The 15,084-nt window shown below is 41.0% G+C and carries 24 protein-coding genes; 17 read left to right on the top strand and 7 right to left on the bottom strand.

Annotated features, from left to right (window positions below; all coding sequences use genetic code 11):
* The first annotated feature begins 43 nt into the window (after positions 1–43).
* Positions 44–472, top strand: coding sequence for a hypothetical protein (locus AC0DBE_RS05700; RefSeq protein WP_014113931.1), 429 nt, complete (start codon positions 44–46; stop codon positions 470–472).
* A 394-nt stretch (positions 473–866) separates the two neighbouring features.
* Here the strand turns inward: AC0DBE_RS05700 and lexA are convergent, their stop codons facing one another.
* Positions 867–1,484, bottom strand: a complete 618-nt coding sequence (gene lexA / locus AC0DBE_RS05695) for a transcriptional repressor LexA (RefSeq protein ID WP_003238209.1) — start codon at positions 1,482–1,484, stop codon at positions 867–869.
* Positions 1,485–1,633: 149 nt separating this feature from the next.
* On the opposite strand from lexA, the gene yneA reads away from it, so the two are divergent.
* From yneA to AC0DBE_RS05665, 6 genes are all read left to right on the top strand, one after another.
* Positions 1,634–1,951 carry a cell division suppressor protein YneA gene (gene yneA, locus AC0DBE_RS05690; protein WP_072566333.1) on the top strand — a complete coding sequence of 106 codons (318 nt, stop codon included), beginning with the start codon at positions 1,634–1,636 and terminating at the stop codon, positions 1,949–1,951.
* 18 nt (positions 1,952–1,969) lie between these two features.
* A complete protein-coding gene (locus tag AC0DBE_RS05685) occupies positions 1,970–2,623 on the top strand; it encodes a YneB family resolvase-like protein (RefSeq protein WP_014113933.1) in 654 nt (217 codons plus the stop codon).
* A 63-nt stretch (positions 2,624–2,686) separates the two neighbouring features.
* Positions 2,687–2,920, top strand: coding sequence for a DUF896 domain-containing protein (locus AC0DBE_RS05680; protein ID WP_014113934.1), 234 nt, complete (start codon positions 2,687–2,689; stop codon positions 2,918–2,920).
* Positions 2,921–3,088: 168 nt separating this feature from the next.
* Positions 3,089–5,092, top strand: a complete 2,004-nt coding sequence (gene tkt, locus AC0DBE_RS05675; RefSeq protein WP_061186394.1) for a transketolase — start codon at positions 3,089–3,091, stop codon at positions 5,090–5,092.
* A 154-nt stretch (positions 5,093–5,246) separates the two neighbouring features.
* Positions 5,247–5,693, top strand: a complete 447-nt coding sequence (gene sirA, locus AC0DBE_RS05670; RefSeq protein ID WP_014113937.1) for a sporulation inhibitor of replication protein SirA — start codon at positions 5,247–5,249, stop codon at positions 5,691–5,693.
* 85 nt (positions 5,694–5,778) lie between these two features.
* Positions 5,779–5,997, top strand: coding sequence for a YneF family protein (locus AC0DBE_RS05665; protein ID WP_003221221.1), 219 nt, complete (start codon positions 5,779–5,781; stop codon positions 5,995–5,997).
* Positions 5,998–6,070: 73 nt separating this feature from the next.
* Here the strand turns inward: AC0DBE_RS05665 and ynzD are convergent, their stop codons facing one another.
* Positions 6,071–6,244, bottom strand: coding sequence for an aspartyl-phosphate phosphatase YnzD (ynzD, locus tag AC0DBE_RS05660; protein ID WP_024121579.1), 174 nt, complete (start codon positions 6,242–6,244; stop codon positions 6,071–6,073).
* Positions 6,245–6,463: 219 nt separating this feature from the next.
* On the opposite strand from ynzD, the gene ccdA reads away from it, so the two are divergent.
* The 3 genes from ccdA to AC0DBE_RS05645 all read left to right on the top strand — a co-directional run bounded on the left by ccdA (position 6,464) and on the right by AC0DBE_RS05645 (position 8,192).
* Entirely contained in the window at positions 6,464–7,171 is a 708-nt protein-coding gene (ccdA, locus tag AC0DBE_RS05655) for a cytochrome c-type biogenesis protein CcdA (RefSeq protein WP_014113938.1), read from the top strand.
* 88 nt (positions 7,172–7,259) lie between these two features.
* Positions 7,260–7,622 (top strand): response regulator, encoded by a 363-nt coding sequence (locus AC0DBE_RS05650; protein ID WP_014113939.1) that lies wholly within the window; start codon positions 7,260–7,262, stop codon positions 7,620–7,622.
* 78 nt (positions 7,623–7,700) lie between these two features.
* On the top strand, positions 7,701–8,192 hold the full coding sequence (locus tag AC0DBE_RS05645) for a CcdC family protein (RefSeq protein ID WP_268454683.1): 492 nt from the start codon (positions 7,701–7,703) through the stop codon (positions 8,190–8,192).
* A 30-nt stretch (positions 8,193–8,222) separates the two neighbouring features.
* On the opposite strand, the gene AC0DBE_RS05640 is transcribed toward AC0DBE_RS05645, so the two are convergent.
* The 4 genes from AC0DBE_RS05640 to sspO form a co-directional block, all read right to left on the bottom strand.
* Positions 8,223–8,651: a DUF2621 domain-containing protein gene (locus tag AC0DBE_RS05640; RefSeq protein ID WP_003221232.1), complete on the bottom strand. Its 429-nt coding sequence runs from the start codon at positions 8,649–8,651 to the stop codon at positions 8,223–8,225.
* 232 nt (positions 8,652–8,883) lie between these two features.
* A complete protein-coding gene (gene cotM / locus AC0DBE_RS05635; protein WP_472961415.1) occupies positions 8,884–9,276 on the bottom strand; it encodes an outer spore coat protein CotM in 393 nt (130 codons plus the stop codon).
* 80 nt (positions 9,277–9,356) lie between these two features.
* Positions 9,357–9,503: a small acid-soluble spore protein P gene (locus tag AC0DBE_RS05630; protein ID WP_003221237.1), complete on the bottom strand. Its 147-nt coding sequence runs from the start codon at positions 9,501–9,503 to the stop codon at positions 9,357–9,359.
* 32 nt (positions 9,504–9,535) lie between these two features.
* A complete protein-coding gene (gene sspO / locus AC0DBE_RS05625) occupies positions 9,536–9,682 on the bottom strand; it encodes an acid-soluble spore protein SspO (protein ID WP_003221239.1) in 147 nt (48 codons plus the stop codon).
* Between the two features lie 225 nt (positions 9,683–9,907).
* Between sspO and acnA the strand changes: the two genes are divergently transcribed.
* The 7 genes from acnA to AC0DBE_RS05590 all read left to right on the top strand — a co-directional run bounded on the left by acnA (position 9,908) and on the right by AC0DBE_RS05590 (position 14,742).
* Entirely contained in the window at positions 9,908–12,637 is a 2,730-nt protein-coding gene (gene acnA, locus AC0DBE_RS05620) for an aconitate hydratase AcnA (protein ID WP_472961412.1), read from the top strand.
* A 72-nt stretch (positions 12,638–12,709) separates the two neighbouring features.
* Entirely contained in the window at positions 12,710–13,222 is a 513-nt protein-coding gene (locus AC0DBE_RS05615; protein WP_061186392.1) for a redoxin domain-containing protein, read from the top strand.
* Positions 13,223–13,302: 80 nt separating this feature from the next.
* Positions 13,303–13,428 carry an FbpB family small basic protein gene (locus AC0DBE_RS05610; RefSeq protein ID WP_003244964.1) on the top strand — a complete coding sequence of 42 codons (126 nt, stop codon included), beginning with the start codon at positions 13,303–13,305 and terminating at the stop codon, positions 13,426–13,428.
* 64 nt (positions 13,429–13,492) lie between these two features.
* Positions 13,493–13,639, top strand: a complete 147-nt coding sequence (gene sspN / locus AC0DBE_RS05605; RefSeq protein ID WP_003221249.1) for an acid-soluble spore protein SspN — start codon at positions 13,493–13,495, stop codon at positions 13,637–13,639.
* A 36-nt stretch (positions 13,640–13,675) separates the two neighbouring features.
* Positions 13,676–13,927 carry a small acid-soluble spore protein Tlp gene (tlp, locus tag AC0DBE_RS05600; protein ID WP_003221250.1) on the top strand — a complete coding sequence of 84 codons (252 nt, stop codon included), beginning with the start codon at positions 13,676–13,678 and terminating at the stop codon, positions 13,925–13,927.
* 83 nt (positions 13,928–14,010) lie between these two features.
* Positions 14,011–14,427, top strand: a complete 417-nt coding sequence (locus AC0DBE_RS05595) for a YbgC/FadM family acyl-CoA thioesterase (RefSeq protein ID WP_014113943.1) — start codon at positions 14,011–14,013, stop codon at positions 14,425–14,427.
* A 15-nt stretch (positions 14,428–14,442) separates the two neighbouring features.
* Positions 14,443–14,742, top strand: coding sequence for a hypothetical protein (locus AC0DBE_RS05590; protein ID WP_003221255.1), 300 nt, complete (start codon positions 14,443–14,445; stop codon positions 14,740–14,742).
* A gap of 31 nt (positions 14,743–14,773) precedes the next feature.
* Here the strand turns inward: AC0DBE_RS05590 and AC0DBE_RS05585 are convergent, their stop codons facing one another.
* Positions 14,774–15,061, bottom strand: a complete 288-nt coding sequence (locus AC0DBE_RS05585) for a HesB/YadR/YfhF family protein (RefSeq protein ID WP_014113944.1) — start codon at positions 15,059–15,061, stop codon at positions 14,774–14,776.
* Between the last annotated feature and the right edge of the window lie 23 nt (positions 15,062–15,084).

Below are 15,084 nucleotides of genomic sequence, written 5' to 3'. Positions count from 1 at the left end.
TAAATCTCATGTAGGGTTAAAATGTGGTAAAGGAGGGGTGTAATTGAAAATAAAAATCTTAGGCTTAACAGCAGTTTTGATGTGTTTTTTTGGCATTGGCAGTACCCATGTGTCAGCTTTAGATTTTGATCACAAAACAGACTTTATTTTAAATGACAGCACAAAATCGTTTGTTCTGGAAAATATCAGTGATGTCCCGGCGATCGACTATATTTTAGGCTATCAGTTTACGATCTTGGGAGCCAATACTTGTTCAGTTGAGATTAAACTTCAGCGAATGGGGCTTACGGGAGAATATACCACACTGAGCACGAAGCAATTCAGCGGCAGCTGGTTTGATTTTAGTGCTCAGGATAAGGTTTCTATCGATCCATTTCACCGATACCGTATATTAGCAGAAGAACACTCAGAAAACTGCACGAGTGTTCGGGTAAAGGGCAGTTATGGTATACAATATTTTCATTTTGATTGAAGCTCACGTTGATCAAGAGAAGTGAGCTGTTTTTTTAGAAAATGTTGAACCAACTACACTATGTACTAAATTTTCATTAAAATTCAATTACTGCCGCGCTCCTTACATAAACATGAAGCCACGTCATTCCACGACCTAAGAAAATGAAACATTTTTAAGGACATAACGTCTAATATTTTAAACGGACAATATTCAGATAAAAGTTTCCTGAAGGAAAGAAAATTTCTTGACTTCAACAATTGTTTGGTGGATAATTATGGTGTAAACATGATGTTCTTTTTCCTCCTATTCAGGCTCGCACCCATAAGTCAGGGCGAGCCTGCTTTTTTGTACAATAAACCCCCTCTCCATAAAGGAAGAGGGGGTTATTTCATGCATTTGATAGATCAATAGGTTAATGGACGGTTCTGAACACGCCAATCACTTTCCCTAGAATGCTGACATTCTGCAAGATGATAGGTTCCATCGTTGGGTTTTCAGGCTGTAAGCGAATGTGAGTATCCTCTTTATAGAAACGTTTTACCGTAGCTTCATCATCTTCTGTCATCGCAACTACAATTTCCCCGTTGTTCGCTGTATTTTGCTGTTTAACGATGACATAATCCTTATCGAGAATACCAGCATCAATCATACTGTCTCCCATAATCTCCAGCATAAACACATGCTCGTCCGGAGGAACCATACGGTCAGGAAGCGGAAAATATTCTTCAATATTTTCTACTGCTGTAATAGGAGATCCCGCCGTGACTTTCCCGATGACCGGTACATTAACGACCTGACTTTGCGGAATGTCTACTTCTTCATCAAGTATTTCTATTGCTCTAGGTTTTGTCGGATCCCGTCTGATCAGCCCTTTTGTTTCCAAACGGGCCAAATGGCCGTGGACAGTTGAGCTGGACGCAAGCCCAACAGCCTCTCCGATTTCTCTCACGGAAGGCGGATATCCTTTTGATTTAACCTCTGCTTTAATAAAACGGAGGATATCAAGTTGCCTTTTTGATAGCTTCGTCATTTTTCGCACCTCAAAACGTCGATTTTAAGAAGATTATAGCATGATTTTCCTTACAGTACAAACATAGGTTCGAAAAAACAATTGACAGAAACGTTTGTTCGTATATACTGAAATTATAAAAAAGCGAACAAACATTCCTGTTGGAGGTTATGATCATGAGTAAAGAATCTATTATTTTTGTCGGTCTATTCTCAGTGATTTTGAGCGCGGTTATCCTTTTGCTGTCATATACAAGCAGCGGTCAGGAACTTAATCAGTATGCTAAAATAGAAGTCCAGCAAGGCGACACACTTTGGTCAATTGCTGATCAGGTAGCAGATACAAAAAAGATAAACAAAAACGATTTTATTGAATGGGTAGCTGATAAAAATCATCTTCAGACGTCTGATATCCAGCCGGGAGATGAGTTGGTGATTCCATTGAAAAAGAAGCATCAGGATGCATATGAATTGGCAACTGTAAGATAGAGAGGAAAGATAGAAAAAATGAAAGCACTCATATATGCCCGCGTAAGCACAAATAAAGAACAGCAGGAAACTTCATTAAAGCGGCAGGTGGAGGAGCTAACGGCCATTGCAGCCGAGAACGGCATGGAAGTCGTCAAAGTGATTTCTGAAAAAGCCAGCGGATATGAAATGGATCGAGACGGTGTATTTGAGCTGCTTGATGAGATCAAGAATTCGGGAATTGATGTTATTTTGGTTCAGGATGAGACTAGGCTCGGTCGGGGAAATGCAAAAATCGCCCTGCTCCATTGTATCTACAGAGAAGATGTGAAAGTCTATACAACGGCTCACAGAGGTGAACTGGAGTTATCGGAGGCTGACTCGATGGTGCTGGAGATCGTCAGCATTGTGGAAGAGTACCAGCGGAAAATTCACAATATGAAAATCAAGCGGGGAATGAAGCGTGCAGTAAAAAACGGTTTTAAACCGCAAAAAAACCTGAAAAACCAACATGAAAACAGCGGAAAGGAAAGAATAGAGGTCCCAATCTCAGAGATCGTCCGCCTAAGAGCGAATAAACTGACGTTCGCAGAAATTGCCGCAACGCTAAGAGGGTTTGGCTATGATGTGTCTAAAGCGACCGTCCACCGGCGGTATCAGGAATACATAGAGAATGACGAGACAGCCGAGTGAATCAGTTGTAAAACTCTTTTTGATCTAGTACTATATAGACAAAATGCAATAAAGGAGTTTAACATGATTTCAAACGCTAAAATTGCCAGAATTAATGAACTTGCTGCTAAAGCCAAAGCTGGCGTTATGACAGAAGAAGAAAAAGCCGAACAGCAAAAGCTTCGTCAAGAGTACTTGAAAGGTTTTCGCTCTTCTATGAAAAACACGTTAAAAAGTGTGAAAATCATAGACCCAGAAGGCAATGATGTAACACCAGAAAAGCTAAAAAAAGAACAACAAAATAACAAACTTCACTAATATAAGAGGAATACGGAAATATCGTATTCCTCTTTTGCATATACTATAAGCAAAACTCTTATGTGACAAAATTCAACAAGTTTCTCTCAAATTTAAGCTGAAACAGTTGAGAAAAAGTCGTCAGACATTTATGATGTAAGGGTACAACACATAAGGAAGGGGATTTTTATGGATACAATTGAAAAGAAATCAGTTGCTACCATTCGCACACTGTCAATAGACGCTATTGAAAAAGCAAATTCTGGTCACCCAGGGATGCCAATGGGGGCCGCTCCAATGGCATACACGCTGTGGACAAAATTTATGAACGTAAGTCCGGCAAACCCTGGCTGGTTTAACCGTGACCGTTTTGTTTTATCTGCTGGACACGGATCAGCACTTTTATACAGCATGCTTCATTTAAGCGGGTTTGATCTTAGCATCGAAGATCTTAAGGGATTCCGCCAGTGGGGCAGCAAAACACCTGGACATCCTGAATTCGGACATACTGCTGGTGTTGATGCGACAACAGGTCCGCTCGGCCAAGGAATTGCCATGGCGGTCGGAATGGCTATCGCTGAACGCCATTTAGCAGAAACTTACAACCGCGATTCATTTAACGTAGTCGATCATTATACATACAGTATTTGCGGTGATGGTGATTTAATGGAGGGCATTTCTTCCGAAGCTGCTTCACTCGCAGGCCATCTTCAGCTTGGCCGTCTGATCGTATTATACGATTCTAATGACATCTCTCTTGATGGAGATCTCGACCGTTCATTCTCTGAAAACGCAAAACAGCGTTTTGAAGCAATGAATTGGGAAGTTCTTTATGTTGAGGATGGAAACAATATCGAAGAATTAACAGCGGCTATCGAAAAAGCACGCCAAAATGAAAAGAAACCTACATTAATTGAAGTGAAAACGACTATCGGTTTCGGTTCACCTAACCGTGCTGGCACATCCGGTGTTCACGGTGCTCCGCTTGGTAAAGAGGAAAGCAAGTTAACAAAAGAAGCTTACGCGTGGACATATGAAGAAGATTTCTACGTACCGTCAGAAGTATATGAGCATTTTGCTGCAGTGGTTAAAGAATCAGGCGAGAAAAAAGAACAAGAATGGAATGCTCAATTCGCTAAATATAAAGAAGTTTATCCTGAACTTGCTGAACAGCTTGAGCTGGCAATCAAAGGAGAGCTTCCGAAGGACTGGGATCAAGAGGTTCCTGTTTATGAAAAAGGAAGCAGCCTGGCATCCCGTGCCTCTTCCGGTGAAGTTCTCAACGGACTTGCGAAAAAAATTCCATTCTTTGTCGGAGGATCTGCTGACCTAGCGGGATCAAACAAAACGACAATTAAAAATGCCGGTGATTTTACAGCGGTTGATTACTCAGGCAAAAACTTCTGGTTCGGTGTTCGTGAATTTGCGATGGGTGCAGCCTTAAATGGTATGGCGCTCCATGGCGGACTGCGTGTATTCGGCGGAACTTTCTTTGTCTTCTCTGATTACCTGCGTCCGGCAATTCGCCTTGCAGCGTTAATGGGTCTTCCTGTCACTTATGTCTTCACACATGACAGTATTGCGGTAGGTGAAGACGGCCCGACGCACGAGCCTGTTGAACAGCTTGCTTCACTCCGTGCGATGCCTAATCTTTCCTTGATCCGTCCTGCAGACGGAAATGAGACAGCGGCAGCATGGAAGCTTGCAGTGCAAAGCACTGATCAGCCAACAGCGCTAGTATTGACACGCCAAAACCTTCCTACGATTGACCAAACTGCTGAAGAAGCATTGGCAGGAGTGGAAAAAGGAGCATATGTCGTTTCTAAATCTAAAAACGAAACACCTGACGCTCTTCTTATCGCTTCAGGCTCTGAAGTAGGTCTTGCGATTGAAGCACAAGCTGAATTGGCAAAAGAAAATATCGATGTTTCTGTTGTCAGCATGCCTTCAATGGACCGTTTCGATAAACAATCTGTTGAATACAAAAACTCTGTCCTTCCTGCAGATGTGAAAAAACGTCTTGCGATTGAGATGGGCGCATCATTTGGATGGGGCAAATACACAGGGCTTGAAGGAGATGTGCTCGGCATAGACCGATTCGGTGCATCTGCTCCTGGCGAAACCGTCATCAATGAATACGGCTTCTCAGTTCCAAACGTAGTGAACCGAGTTAAAGCATTACTCAATAAGTAAAAGTCTTTTAAAGAGGATGAGTCAAATCATCCTCTTTTTCTTGTTTATCCGACAAAAATAGTATTGGCTGTTTAACAGTAATAGACAATTCTTTCTTTTCTTCTTTTGTATAATAGAGAGCAAATGAAATGCTGCTGGAAAAGGGGATGAAAAGATGGAACGTCACTACTATACGTACCTGATAAAAGAGGAGTTTGCTAATCACTATTTCGGGCGGGAATCGGTTATGTTTGAGCTGTTTCAAGATTATCATTGGACAAGCCTGACAAAGCAGCAGTATGAAATGACAGAGAAACAGATTCAATATATTACACAGCCAATCCCGATTCTACATATGCATCAGCGGTTAAAAATGAATTTACACAATACGGATTACAGGCAGCTAGATTATATTTATAGATTAGCTTTGCCGAAAGCAAAAGGCCACGCGACGTTTATGATGAAGGAGCACATGATAGAATTAGTGGCTTCGGGGGATTACGAGGCAGAAACGATTTTCTTTGAGGTGTTGAGAAAAGTAAGCCCTTGCTTTCTGGCTATGGATTTTAATTCGAAGCGTTACGGATGGCTAAATCCGGTGAAAGAAAGAAATTTTGTCTAAAACCGAAGAAAAAGAGATGTAAATGTTGTATAATAGCTTTTGGTTTAGTACACTTTAAACTAGACAACATGAAGGAGGAAATAAAATGACTTTATGGGTTGGCATCCTAGTGGGCGTAGTTGCATTGCTCATAGGTGTTGCACTCGGGTTTTTTATTGCTCGTAAATATATGATGAGCTACCTTAAAAAGAATCCGCCTATTAATGAACAAATGTTACGCATGATGATGATGCAAATGGGAATGAAACCTTCTCAAAAGAAAATCAATCAAATGATGAAAGCCATGAATAATCAAACGAAATAATACGTAAAGATTATGATATAGAGAAACATGGTTATAAAATAAAAAACCCTTATACGGGTTTTTTATTTTGCAATCATTCATCACCCGCTACTGCTCTAAGGCGCTGCTTTTGATATTGTATGAGAAGATGGTCAAGCTCCTGACTGAGCTCTATCGTAATATGAGATGTCATTCCGTTCGCCATGACAATTTGCAGCAGCTCTGCTCTTTTTTTTTCAATTTCATTTAATAGATGCTCTCTAATCACAGGGATGTATCCTTTCATACATTAGATCTTCAAAGTGAATGTTTATATTATATCCATATTTATACTAATTTTCAAATGAGAAGGAGTACAATATCTCAATGTCAAATTAAATTATATAAGTTTTTTCTGTAAATAGAAATCCTTCAAGTGAAAGTGTTAAAAAAATGAAATGATTTTGTCATAACTTGAAGGAATGTCAAATCATGAAGGGATGATGACATGGGAGACGTGAATTATTTTTTGACATTCGGAGCGGGATTTTTATCCTTTATTTCGCCTTGCTGCCTGCCGCTTTACCCAGCTTTCTTGTCATATATTACAGGGGTCAGCATGGATGATGTGAAAACAGAAAAGCTGCTGCTGCAGAAAAGAAGCTTGTTTCATACTTTGTGTTTTTTGCTTGGCTTTTCAGTCATTTTTATCGCTTTAGGCTATGGAACATCTTTTGTTGGCAGCCTGTTTAGGGATTATCACGATGCAATTCGGCAAATTGGAGCGTTGCTTATTATTTTGTTCGGTTTCATTACGCTCGGCGTGTTCCGGCCTGAGGCTATGATGAAAGAGCGGAGAATCCACTTTAAGCATAAACCAAGCGGGTTTTTAGGTTCCGTCTTAATTGGAATGGCATTTGCGGCGGGATGGACGCCATGTACCGGTCCGATATTAGCTGCTGTTATCACACTTGCAAGCACAAATCCAGGCTCAGCGGTGCCGTACATGATGTTATATGTACTCGGTTTTGCTGTTCCGTTTCTTTTATTGTCTTTCTTTATCACAAAACTGAAGTGGATAAGAAAGAACCAGCTTTTGATCATGAAAGCAGGCGGCGTTTTGATGATTGTGATTGGTGTGCTGTTATTCTTTAATTGGATGAGCCTGATCATTATTTTGCTGTCGGATCTTTTTGGAGGATTCACTGGTTTTTGACGGTAAATTACTTTCGTACTACTACTAGTCCTTTTGTTTTTGGTACAATAAGACTATTATCTGTGGAAATCGATTGTTGGAGGGGAATATGACAAGAGTTTTAGTTGTAGACGACGCCAAGTTCATGAGGGTGAAAATCAGAGAGATCTTGGAAGAGGCAAATTACATAATCGCAGGCGAAGCCGCGGACGGTGAGCAAGCCGCGGACCTGTATAAAAAACTGCGGCCGGACATCGTGACAATGGATATTACAATGCCAGTGAAAAACGGCATTAAGGCGCTTCGTGATATTTTAACCTTCGATCCTAAAGCGAAGGTCATCATGTGCACCGCCATGCGCCAGCAAAGAATTGTAACGGAAGCGATTGAGCTGGGGGCAAAGGACTTTATTGTCAAGCCGTTCGAAGAAACAAAAGTGTTAGAGGCTGTCAGCCGCGTTATGGGATATTAACGTCATTTCTTTTCAAAATGGTTTTTTTTATTGTTTTGGAGTATAGTATATAGTATCAACACTCCTAGAAACAAAGGAATGATAAGTATGATGATTATAGTTTCATCGATTATTGCTGTGTTAATGGCTGTAGCTGTGATGGTGGTCAGAATAAAGTCCTCTGACAAGCCCGTTTCACCGAAAAAAATCATTCTTCCGCCGATTTTTATGAGTACGGGAGCGTTAATGTTTTTATTTCCGGTATTTTGGGTCACTGGTGCAGAGTTTTTAGAAGCAATCACTTTAGGCGTGATTTTTTCTATTTTTCTCATCAAAACTTCTAAGTTTGAAATTAAAAATAATGAAATTTACATGAAACGCTCTAAAGCATTTGTATTTATATTAGTCGGTCTTTTGGTGATCAGAATCGCGATGAAATCGATTTTAAGCACATCAATTGATTACGGCGCACTGAGCGGAATGTTTTGGATTCTGGCTTTCGGTATGATTGTGCCGTGGAGAATCGCCATGTATTTATCATATCGAAAACTTCATAACGAGCTGCAGTCAGCTAATATTCAAATGAATTAAAAAACCTTTCCTTCTATCAGGAAAGGTTTTTTATTTGAGAAGGGTCTGATAAGGTTCGAGATCGATTTTTTTATCCTGCAGATGTCTTTTTAAGAAGGTATGGTCTCTTTTAGGAGTTGCGAGAATATAGCCTCTGATCATCAGTTGCTGATCAATCTTTGATACCTTTTCTTCTAATGCAAGCTCACCGATTTTACCTGCGATTTTGGCTTTTGCTGCATCTCTGAACAGCTCCGGAACCGGCGAAACCAATTCATTAAGAAATTGTTTGTTTTCATTGCTCCACAAATGCATGCTGTTTTCGATATAGTAATCCTGCCAATCAAGCTCTGACCTGCCGTCTTCTTTCGGTAAACGCTTTAAAAACTTTCGAAACATAAAAAAACCGCCGATTGATAATAAGACAACCATCATGATCACCCAAAACAGAATAAACCACAAAAACCAGCCTTCCAGCATCAACCATTCCCCCCTTATTCTAACCATATTGTATACGAAGAGAGATTAGAAGAACACAGTAAAAAAAGAATAGAAAGAAATGATAGACGTCTAGTCAAAAGAGATAGTAGATCATATTCTATTGTATAGTGAATCTGCTATTTGGCCATGGGAGAGTCACTAGAGGGTATTTGACGATAAATGGACGGAAAAAAGTCACTTTCATAATAGGGGATGAAAGTGACTTTTTATGTTAGCTGAGAGGAAATTGAAGAGAAAAAGAAGAACCATCTTCTGTTTCTTTATTGACGGCAACTGTGAGTATTTGATTTTCGCATTCGGTTTGAATGGTTTTGTCATTAAAATAAAAAGGAAGCATCATTTGTTTTTCAAAAGTCTGCCCTGACGATTTGACTGTTAAGATGAACTCGCAGCCAGACAGAGTAACCGTTACTTGTGTCGGCTGTAAAAAAGTCAGATCCGCTTCAATAATATACTGCTGACTTGTTTCATATAAATCAATAGGCAATGTGTCGTCGTACCAGGCGAAGGGGTCTTCAAAAAATTGCCGAAGCCATTCATCCATACTATCGAAATCATTAGCGTCATTACGTTTTGAATGGGTCATGGAAGCATTCCTCCACATATCAACCTTGCTTTACATCATATGCGGAATATCAGAAATGGGTGAACGCATAAAAAAACAGACACTAAGGTCTGCTTTTCTTACATATCATGGCTTGAGTTGTGCTTCTGTCTTGTGTGGTTTCGGTTTTTTACTTTTTTGCTACCGCTGAGAGGCTCCGGCTGACCCGGATTGTGTCCTTTAGGGGCGTTTTTATGCATATCTTTACTTGTATTTTTATTGGTCATAAAATGAGAACCTCCTTAAAAAGAGTCCGGTGCTATTGATTGGTTTTTCTTTTTTTATTATTTTGGCGTTCAGCTTCAGTCAGTACAAGCTGGTCGTTTTCGACGTAGCCGGCGCCTTTGCCTTGGCTTTTCGCGTCATTCATTCCGTTAATGACGTGATTCGCTTTTCTTTTGACCATCATTATCACCTCAATCATAATATGGCTCCTTTTGTTGTGTTATATGAGAGAGCATAAACAGTAATAATTACCGGTACATTTGTCCGATAAGCCGAACTTATTGTATTTAATAAAAACATTGATATTTACTTATGTATGATTTTGTTTTAATATGAAATTGTGAGAAAATTGTGATGGAATTTACTTCATCTGAGAATGATCTGATCTGAAGGGGGATTTTGGAGAATGGCAAACGAGCAAAAAACTGTAGCAAAAGACGTTTTCCAAGCGAGAAAAACGTTTACTACTAATGGGAAAACATATCATTACTACTCTTTAAAGGCGTTAGAAGATTCAGGAATCGGGAAGGTTTCGAAGCTTCCTTATTCTATCAAAGTTCTTTTAGAATCAGTATTGCGTCAAGTTGACGGATTCGTCATCAAAAAAGAACACGTAGAAAATTTGGCAAAGTGGGGAACTGCCGAATTAAAGGAAATCGACGTTCCGTTTAAACCGTCTCGTGTTATTTTACAAGACTTCACAGGGGTTCCGGCAGTAGTAGACCTTGCTTCACTGCGTAAAGCGATGGCGGCTGTCGGCGGAGATCCTGATAAAATTAACCCTGAAATTCCTGTTGATCTCGTTATCGACCACTCTGTACAGGTTGATAAAGCGGGCACAGAAGATGCGTTAGCTATTAATATGGACTTGGAATTCGAAAGAAATGCAGAACGCTACAAATTTTTAAGCTGGGCAAAGAAAGCGTTTAATAACTATCAGGCAGTGCCGCCTGCAACAGGTATCGTGCACCAGGTAAACCTGGAGTTCCTGGCAAGTGTCGTCCATGCCACTGAAGAAGACGGTGAACTTGTAACGTATCCTGATACGCTTGTCGGAACAGACTCACATACCACAATGATTAACGGTATCGGTGTTCTTGGCTGGGGTGTCGGCGGAATTGAAGCTGAAGCGGGAATGCTTGGACAGCCTTCTTACTTCCCAGTTCCTGAGGTAATTGGCGCGAAACTTGTCGGCAAGCTTCCGAACGGAACAACAGCTACTGACTTGGCGTTAAAAGTGACACAGGTGCTGCGTGAAAAAGGCGTTGTCGGCAAGTTTGTTGAATTCTTTGGACCGGGAGTTGCTGAACTGCCTCTTGCAGATCGCGCAACTATTGCGAACATGGCTCCGGAATACGGTGCTACATGCGGATTCTTCCCAGTAGATGAAGAAGCGCTAAACTATCTGCGCCTGACAGGCCGTGACCCTGAACATATTGATGTTGTCGAAGCATACTGCAGAAGCAATGGCTTGTTCTACACTCCAGATGCGGAAGACCCTCAATTTACTGATGTGGTTGAAATTGACCTGTCTCAAATTGAAGCAAACTTATCAGGTCCAAAACGCCCTCAGGATTTGATCCCGCTTTCTGCTATGCAGGAAACGTTTAAAAAGCATTTAGTCAGCCCTGCGGGTAACCAAGGATTCGGTTTACATGCAGAAGAAGAAGAAAAAGAAATTAAGTTTAAACTCCTTAATGGCGAAGAAACAGTTATGAAAACGGGTGCGATCGCCATTGCTGCGATCACAAGCTGTACGAATACATCCAACCCGTTCGTTCTGATCGGCGCCGGACTCGTAGCGAAAAAAGCGGTTGAGTTAGGGCTTAAAGTGCCTAATTACGTAAAAACGTCACTTGCACCTGGCTCTAAAGTCGTTACAGGATATCTTGTGAATTCAGGCCTTCTTCCATACATGAAAGAGCTTGGTTTTAACCTCGTTGGGTACGGATGTACAACATGTATCGGAAACTCAGGTCCGCTTTCACCAGAAATCGAAGAAGCGGTTGCGAAAAATGATCTTCTGATTACATCTGTCCTTTCCGGAAACCGTAACTTTGAAGGGCGTATTCACCCGCTGGTTAAAGGTAATTATCTTGCTTCTCCGCCGCTCGTTGTGGCATATGCGCTGGCTGGAACGGTAAACATTAATTTGAAAACTGATCCGATCGGTGTGGGCAAGGATGGTCAAAACGTATACTTTAACGATATTTGGCCATCAATGGACGAAATCAATTCACTTGTTAAGCAAACTGTTACGCCTGAGCTCTTCCGCAAAGAGTATGAAACAGTATTTGATGACAACAAGCGATGGAACGAGATTGAAACAACAGATGAAGCCCTATATAAATGGGATAACGAGTCAACTTACATTCAAAACCCGCCATTCTTCGAAGAAATGTCTGTTGATCCAGGTAAGGTTGAGCCATTAAAAGGTCTGCGTGTTGTCGGTAAATTCGGCGATTCAGTCACAACTGACCATATTTCTCCTGCGGGGGCAATCGGAAAAGACACGCCTGCCGGAAAGTATTTGCAAGAAAAAGGCGTTTCTCCTCGTGACTTTAACTCCTACGGTTCCCGCCGCGGAAACCATGAAGTTATGATGAGAGGAACATTTGCAAACATCCGCATCAAAAACCAAATCGCACCGGGTACAGAAGGCGGATTTACAACGTACTGGCCGACTGGTGAAGTAACGTCCATCTATGATGCGTGCATGAGATACAAAGAAGATAAAACAGGTCTTGTCGTATTAGCAGGAAAAGACTACGGTATGGGATCTTCACGTGACTGGGCTGCAAAAGGAACAAACCTTCTCGGCATCAGAACGGTAATTGCTGAAAGCTTTGAAAGAATTCACAGAAGCAACCTTGTATTCATGGGTGTGCTGCCGCTTCAGTTTAAACAAGGTGAAAATGCGGAAACACTCGGTTTAACAGGTAAAGAAGTTATCGAGGTTGATGTGGATGAAACAGTTCGCCCTCGTGACCTTGTGACAGTAAGAGCAATCAATGAAAACGGTAATGTAACAACATTTGAAGCAGTCGTCCGCTTTGATAGTGAAGTGGAAATTGATTACTATCGCCATGGCGGCATCCTGCAAATGGTGCTTCGTGAAAAAATGAAGCAGTCCTGATGAATCAATAGGAAGAGAAGGCATTTCTGCTTTCTCTTCTTTTTATGACAAAGTGTGCTGCGGAGGTGGCATATGCTGAAAAAATGGCTCGCAGGTATCCTGCTTATCATGCTTGCCGGTTATATGGGATGGAATTTGTATCAAACATACAGCAAAAAAGAAGTCGGAATTGAAGAGGGACAGCAAGCACCTGATTTTGCTTTGAGAACGCTATCGGGAGAGAAAAGTTCCTTACAGGACACAAAAGGCAAAAAGGTGCTGCTCAATTTTTGGGCAACTTGGTGTAAACCGTGCCGTCAGGAAATGCCGGCGATGGAACAGCTGCAAAAAGAACACGCTGACGAACTTGCGGTTGTTGCGGTAAATTTCACTTCAGCTGAGAAAAGCGAGAAACAGGTCCGGGCATTTGCTGAAACGTATGATTTAACGTTTCCCATTCTGATTGATAAACAAGGGATCAATGCTGACTATAACGTGATGTCATATCCAACGACGTATATCTTAAATGAAAAAGGTGTTATTCAAGACATACACATTGGCACCATGACAAAAAAAGAAATGGAACAAAAACTGGATCTTGATTAGATTCAGTTTTTTTTATGTTCAGATATGCTTACAAGTTTTCAGAATTGGAAAAAATAAAAGAATATGCGGAGGTGAGAAGAGTGAAGAAGATGAGAAAGCGTTCTTTTCATGAGCTCGTCATGGAAAACAAAAAAGAGCTGATGACCAATACGGAGTATTTAAATCAGCTTGAGGAAAAGCTTGAACAGCGATTTAAGCAAAAATAACCTTTAATTTGTATTCATGTTTACCCCTCCTTTTGAGAATCCTATCTGTTGAGGAGGGATAAACATGGGAAACAACAAGAAAAACGGTCAGCCTCAATATGCTCCCAGCCACTTGGGTACAAAGCCTGTAAAATATAAAGCCAATAAAGGGGAAAAAATGCATGATACTTCAGGGCAGCAGCCGATCATCATGCAGACAAAAGGCGAGTAGCGCCGAATCAAGTTTATTTCTAGGGGGTACATCCGAATGACAAAGAACCAAAATCAATACCAGCAGCCTAATCCTGATGATCGTTCTGATAACGTAGAAAAATTGCAGGATATGGTTCAAAACACAATTGAAAACATAGAAGAAGCAGAGGAGTCAATGGAGTTTGCTTCAGGAGAAGATAAACAGCGTATCAAAGAAAAAAATGAAAGACGCGAACAGAGTATCGAAGCGTTTCGTAATGAAATTCAAGACGAATCTGCAGCGAGACAAAACGGATACCGTTCATAAAAACCAGGGAAACCTGGTTTTTTTCTTTCTGATTTGATTATGGTAAAATGGGGCTAAATTGACGTTAAGGGAGCAGAGTAATCTTGCATGTATCAAAAAAAGAAATAGAAGTGCGTTATGCAGAAACAGATCAAATGGGGATTGTTTATCACGCAAATTATCTTGTATGGATGGAGGTCGGCAGAACGGCCCTCATTAAGGACTTAGGCTTTTTATACAGTGATATGGAAAAGAGAGGCGTTCTGTCTCCAGTCGTTGATATCAATATTTCCTATAAAAAGCCGCTTCATTACGGAGAAACCGCGGTTGTGCAAACATGGATAGAGGAATACAACGGTTTTAAAACCGTCTATGGTTATCACATTTATAATCCGGCCGGTGAGCTTTCCATCAAAGCCACCTCATCTCATATTTGTGTAGATAAAGAAAGCTTTAAGCCTATTCAGTTTCGTAAAGCTTTCCCTGATTGGCACGAGGCATATGAAAAGGCCAAAAAATAGGGAAGTGAACGAGATATGGCGTTTGGTGTGAAACGTGAGGAACTCAACCGGTGGAAACAAGCAGTGAAAAGAGGAGAAATCGCATTTTTAACACATTACTGGCTGGATGACCGGTTTCCGGAAGCAAAGACTGTGACAAAAGCTGGCTGTGCAGATATTGATAAGCTGATTCAGTGGGGAGCGGCGTACGGTTTAAAAAAAGAATGGATACATAAAAAAAGTGAATTTCCTCACTTTGATCTGCTGGGTGAGACACAAAAATATATTTTGGAGCAAGAAAACCTGACAGATCATCTTATCAGATTTCATTTATAAAAAAAGAGCGCACATAATGTGCGTTCTTTTTTTATTGGTATTCAAAAACCGGTTCATCAGCGTCTGCTGAATAGCTGACTAGTAGGTCGTGGTTATCGAAGTACCAAAGATCACTTTCTTCAATAAAGAAGGTGATGCCGCCGGCTTCTGCAGTGGCTCCAGCCTCTTGTGGGGCATCTTTCGCCACTCCGAGGGAAAATCCCTTTTGAACGTTGCTGCAGCCGCCGTAGCGGACGAAAAAGCGAACCTGGTCTCCGCTTTCTAAATCGAGCTCTTCCTTATACCAGTTCAGTGCGTCTTCGTTAATTGTCATATTCATAACAGAACACCCCTTTGTTCTTC

Source organism: Bacillus sp. VA15, from assembly GCF_055721145.1.
The sequence above is the reverse complement of the archived record's forward strand: the minus strand, read 5'-3'. Positions and strand labels throughout refer to the sequence as shown.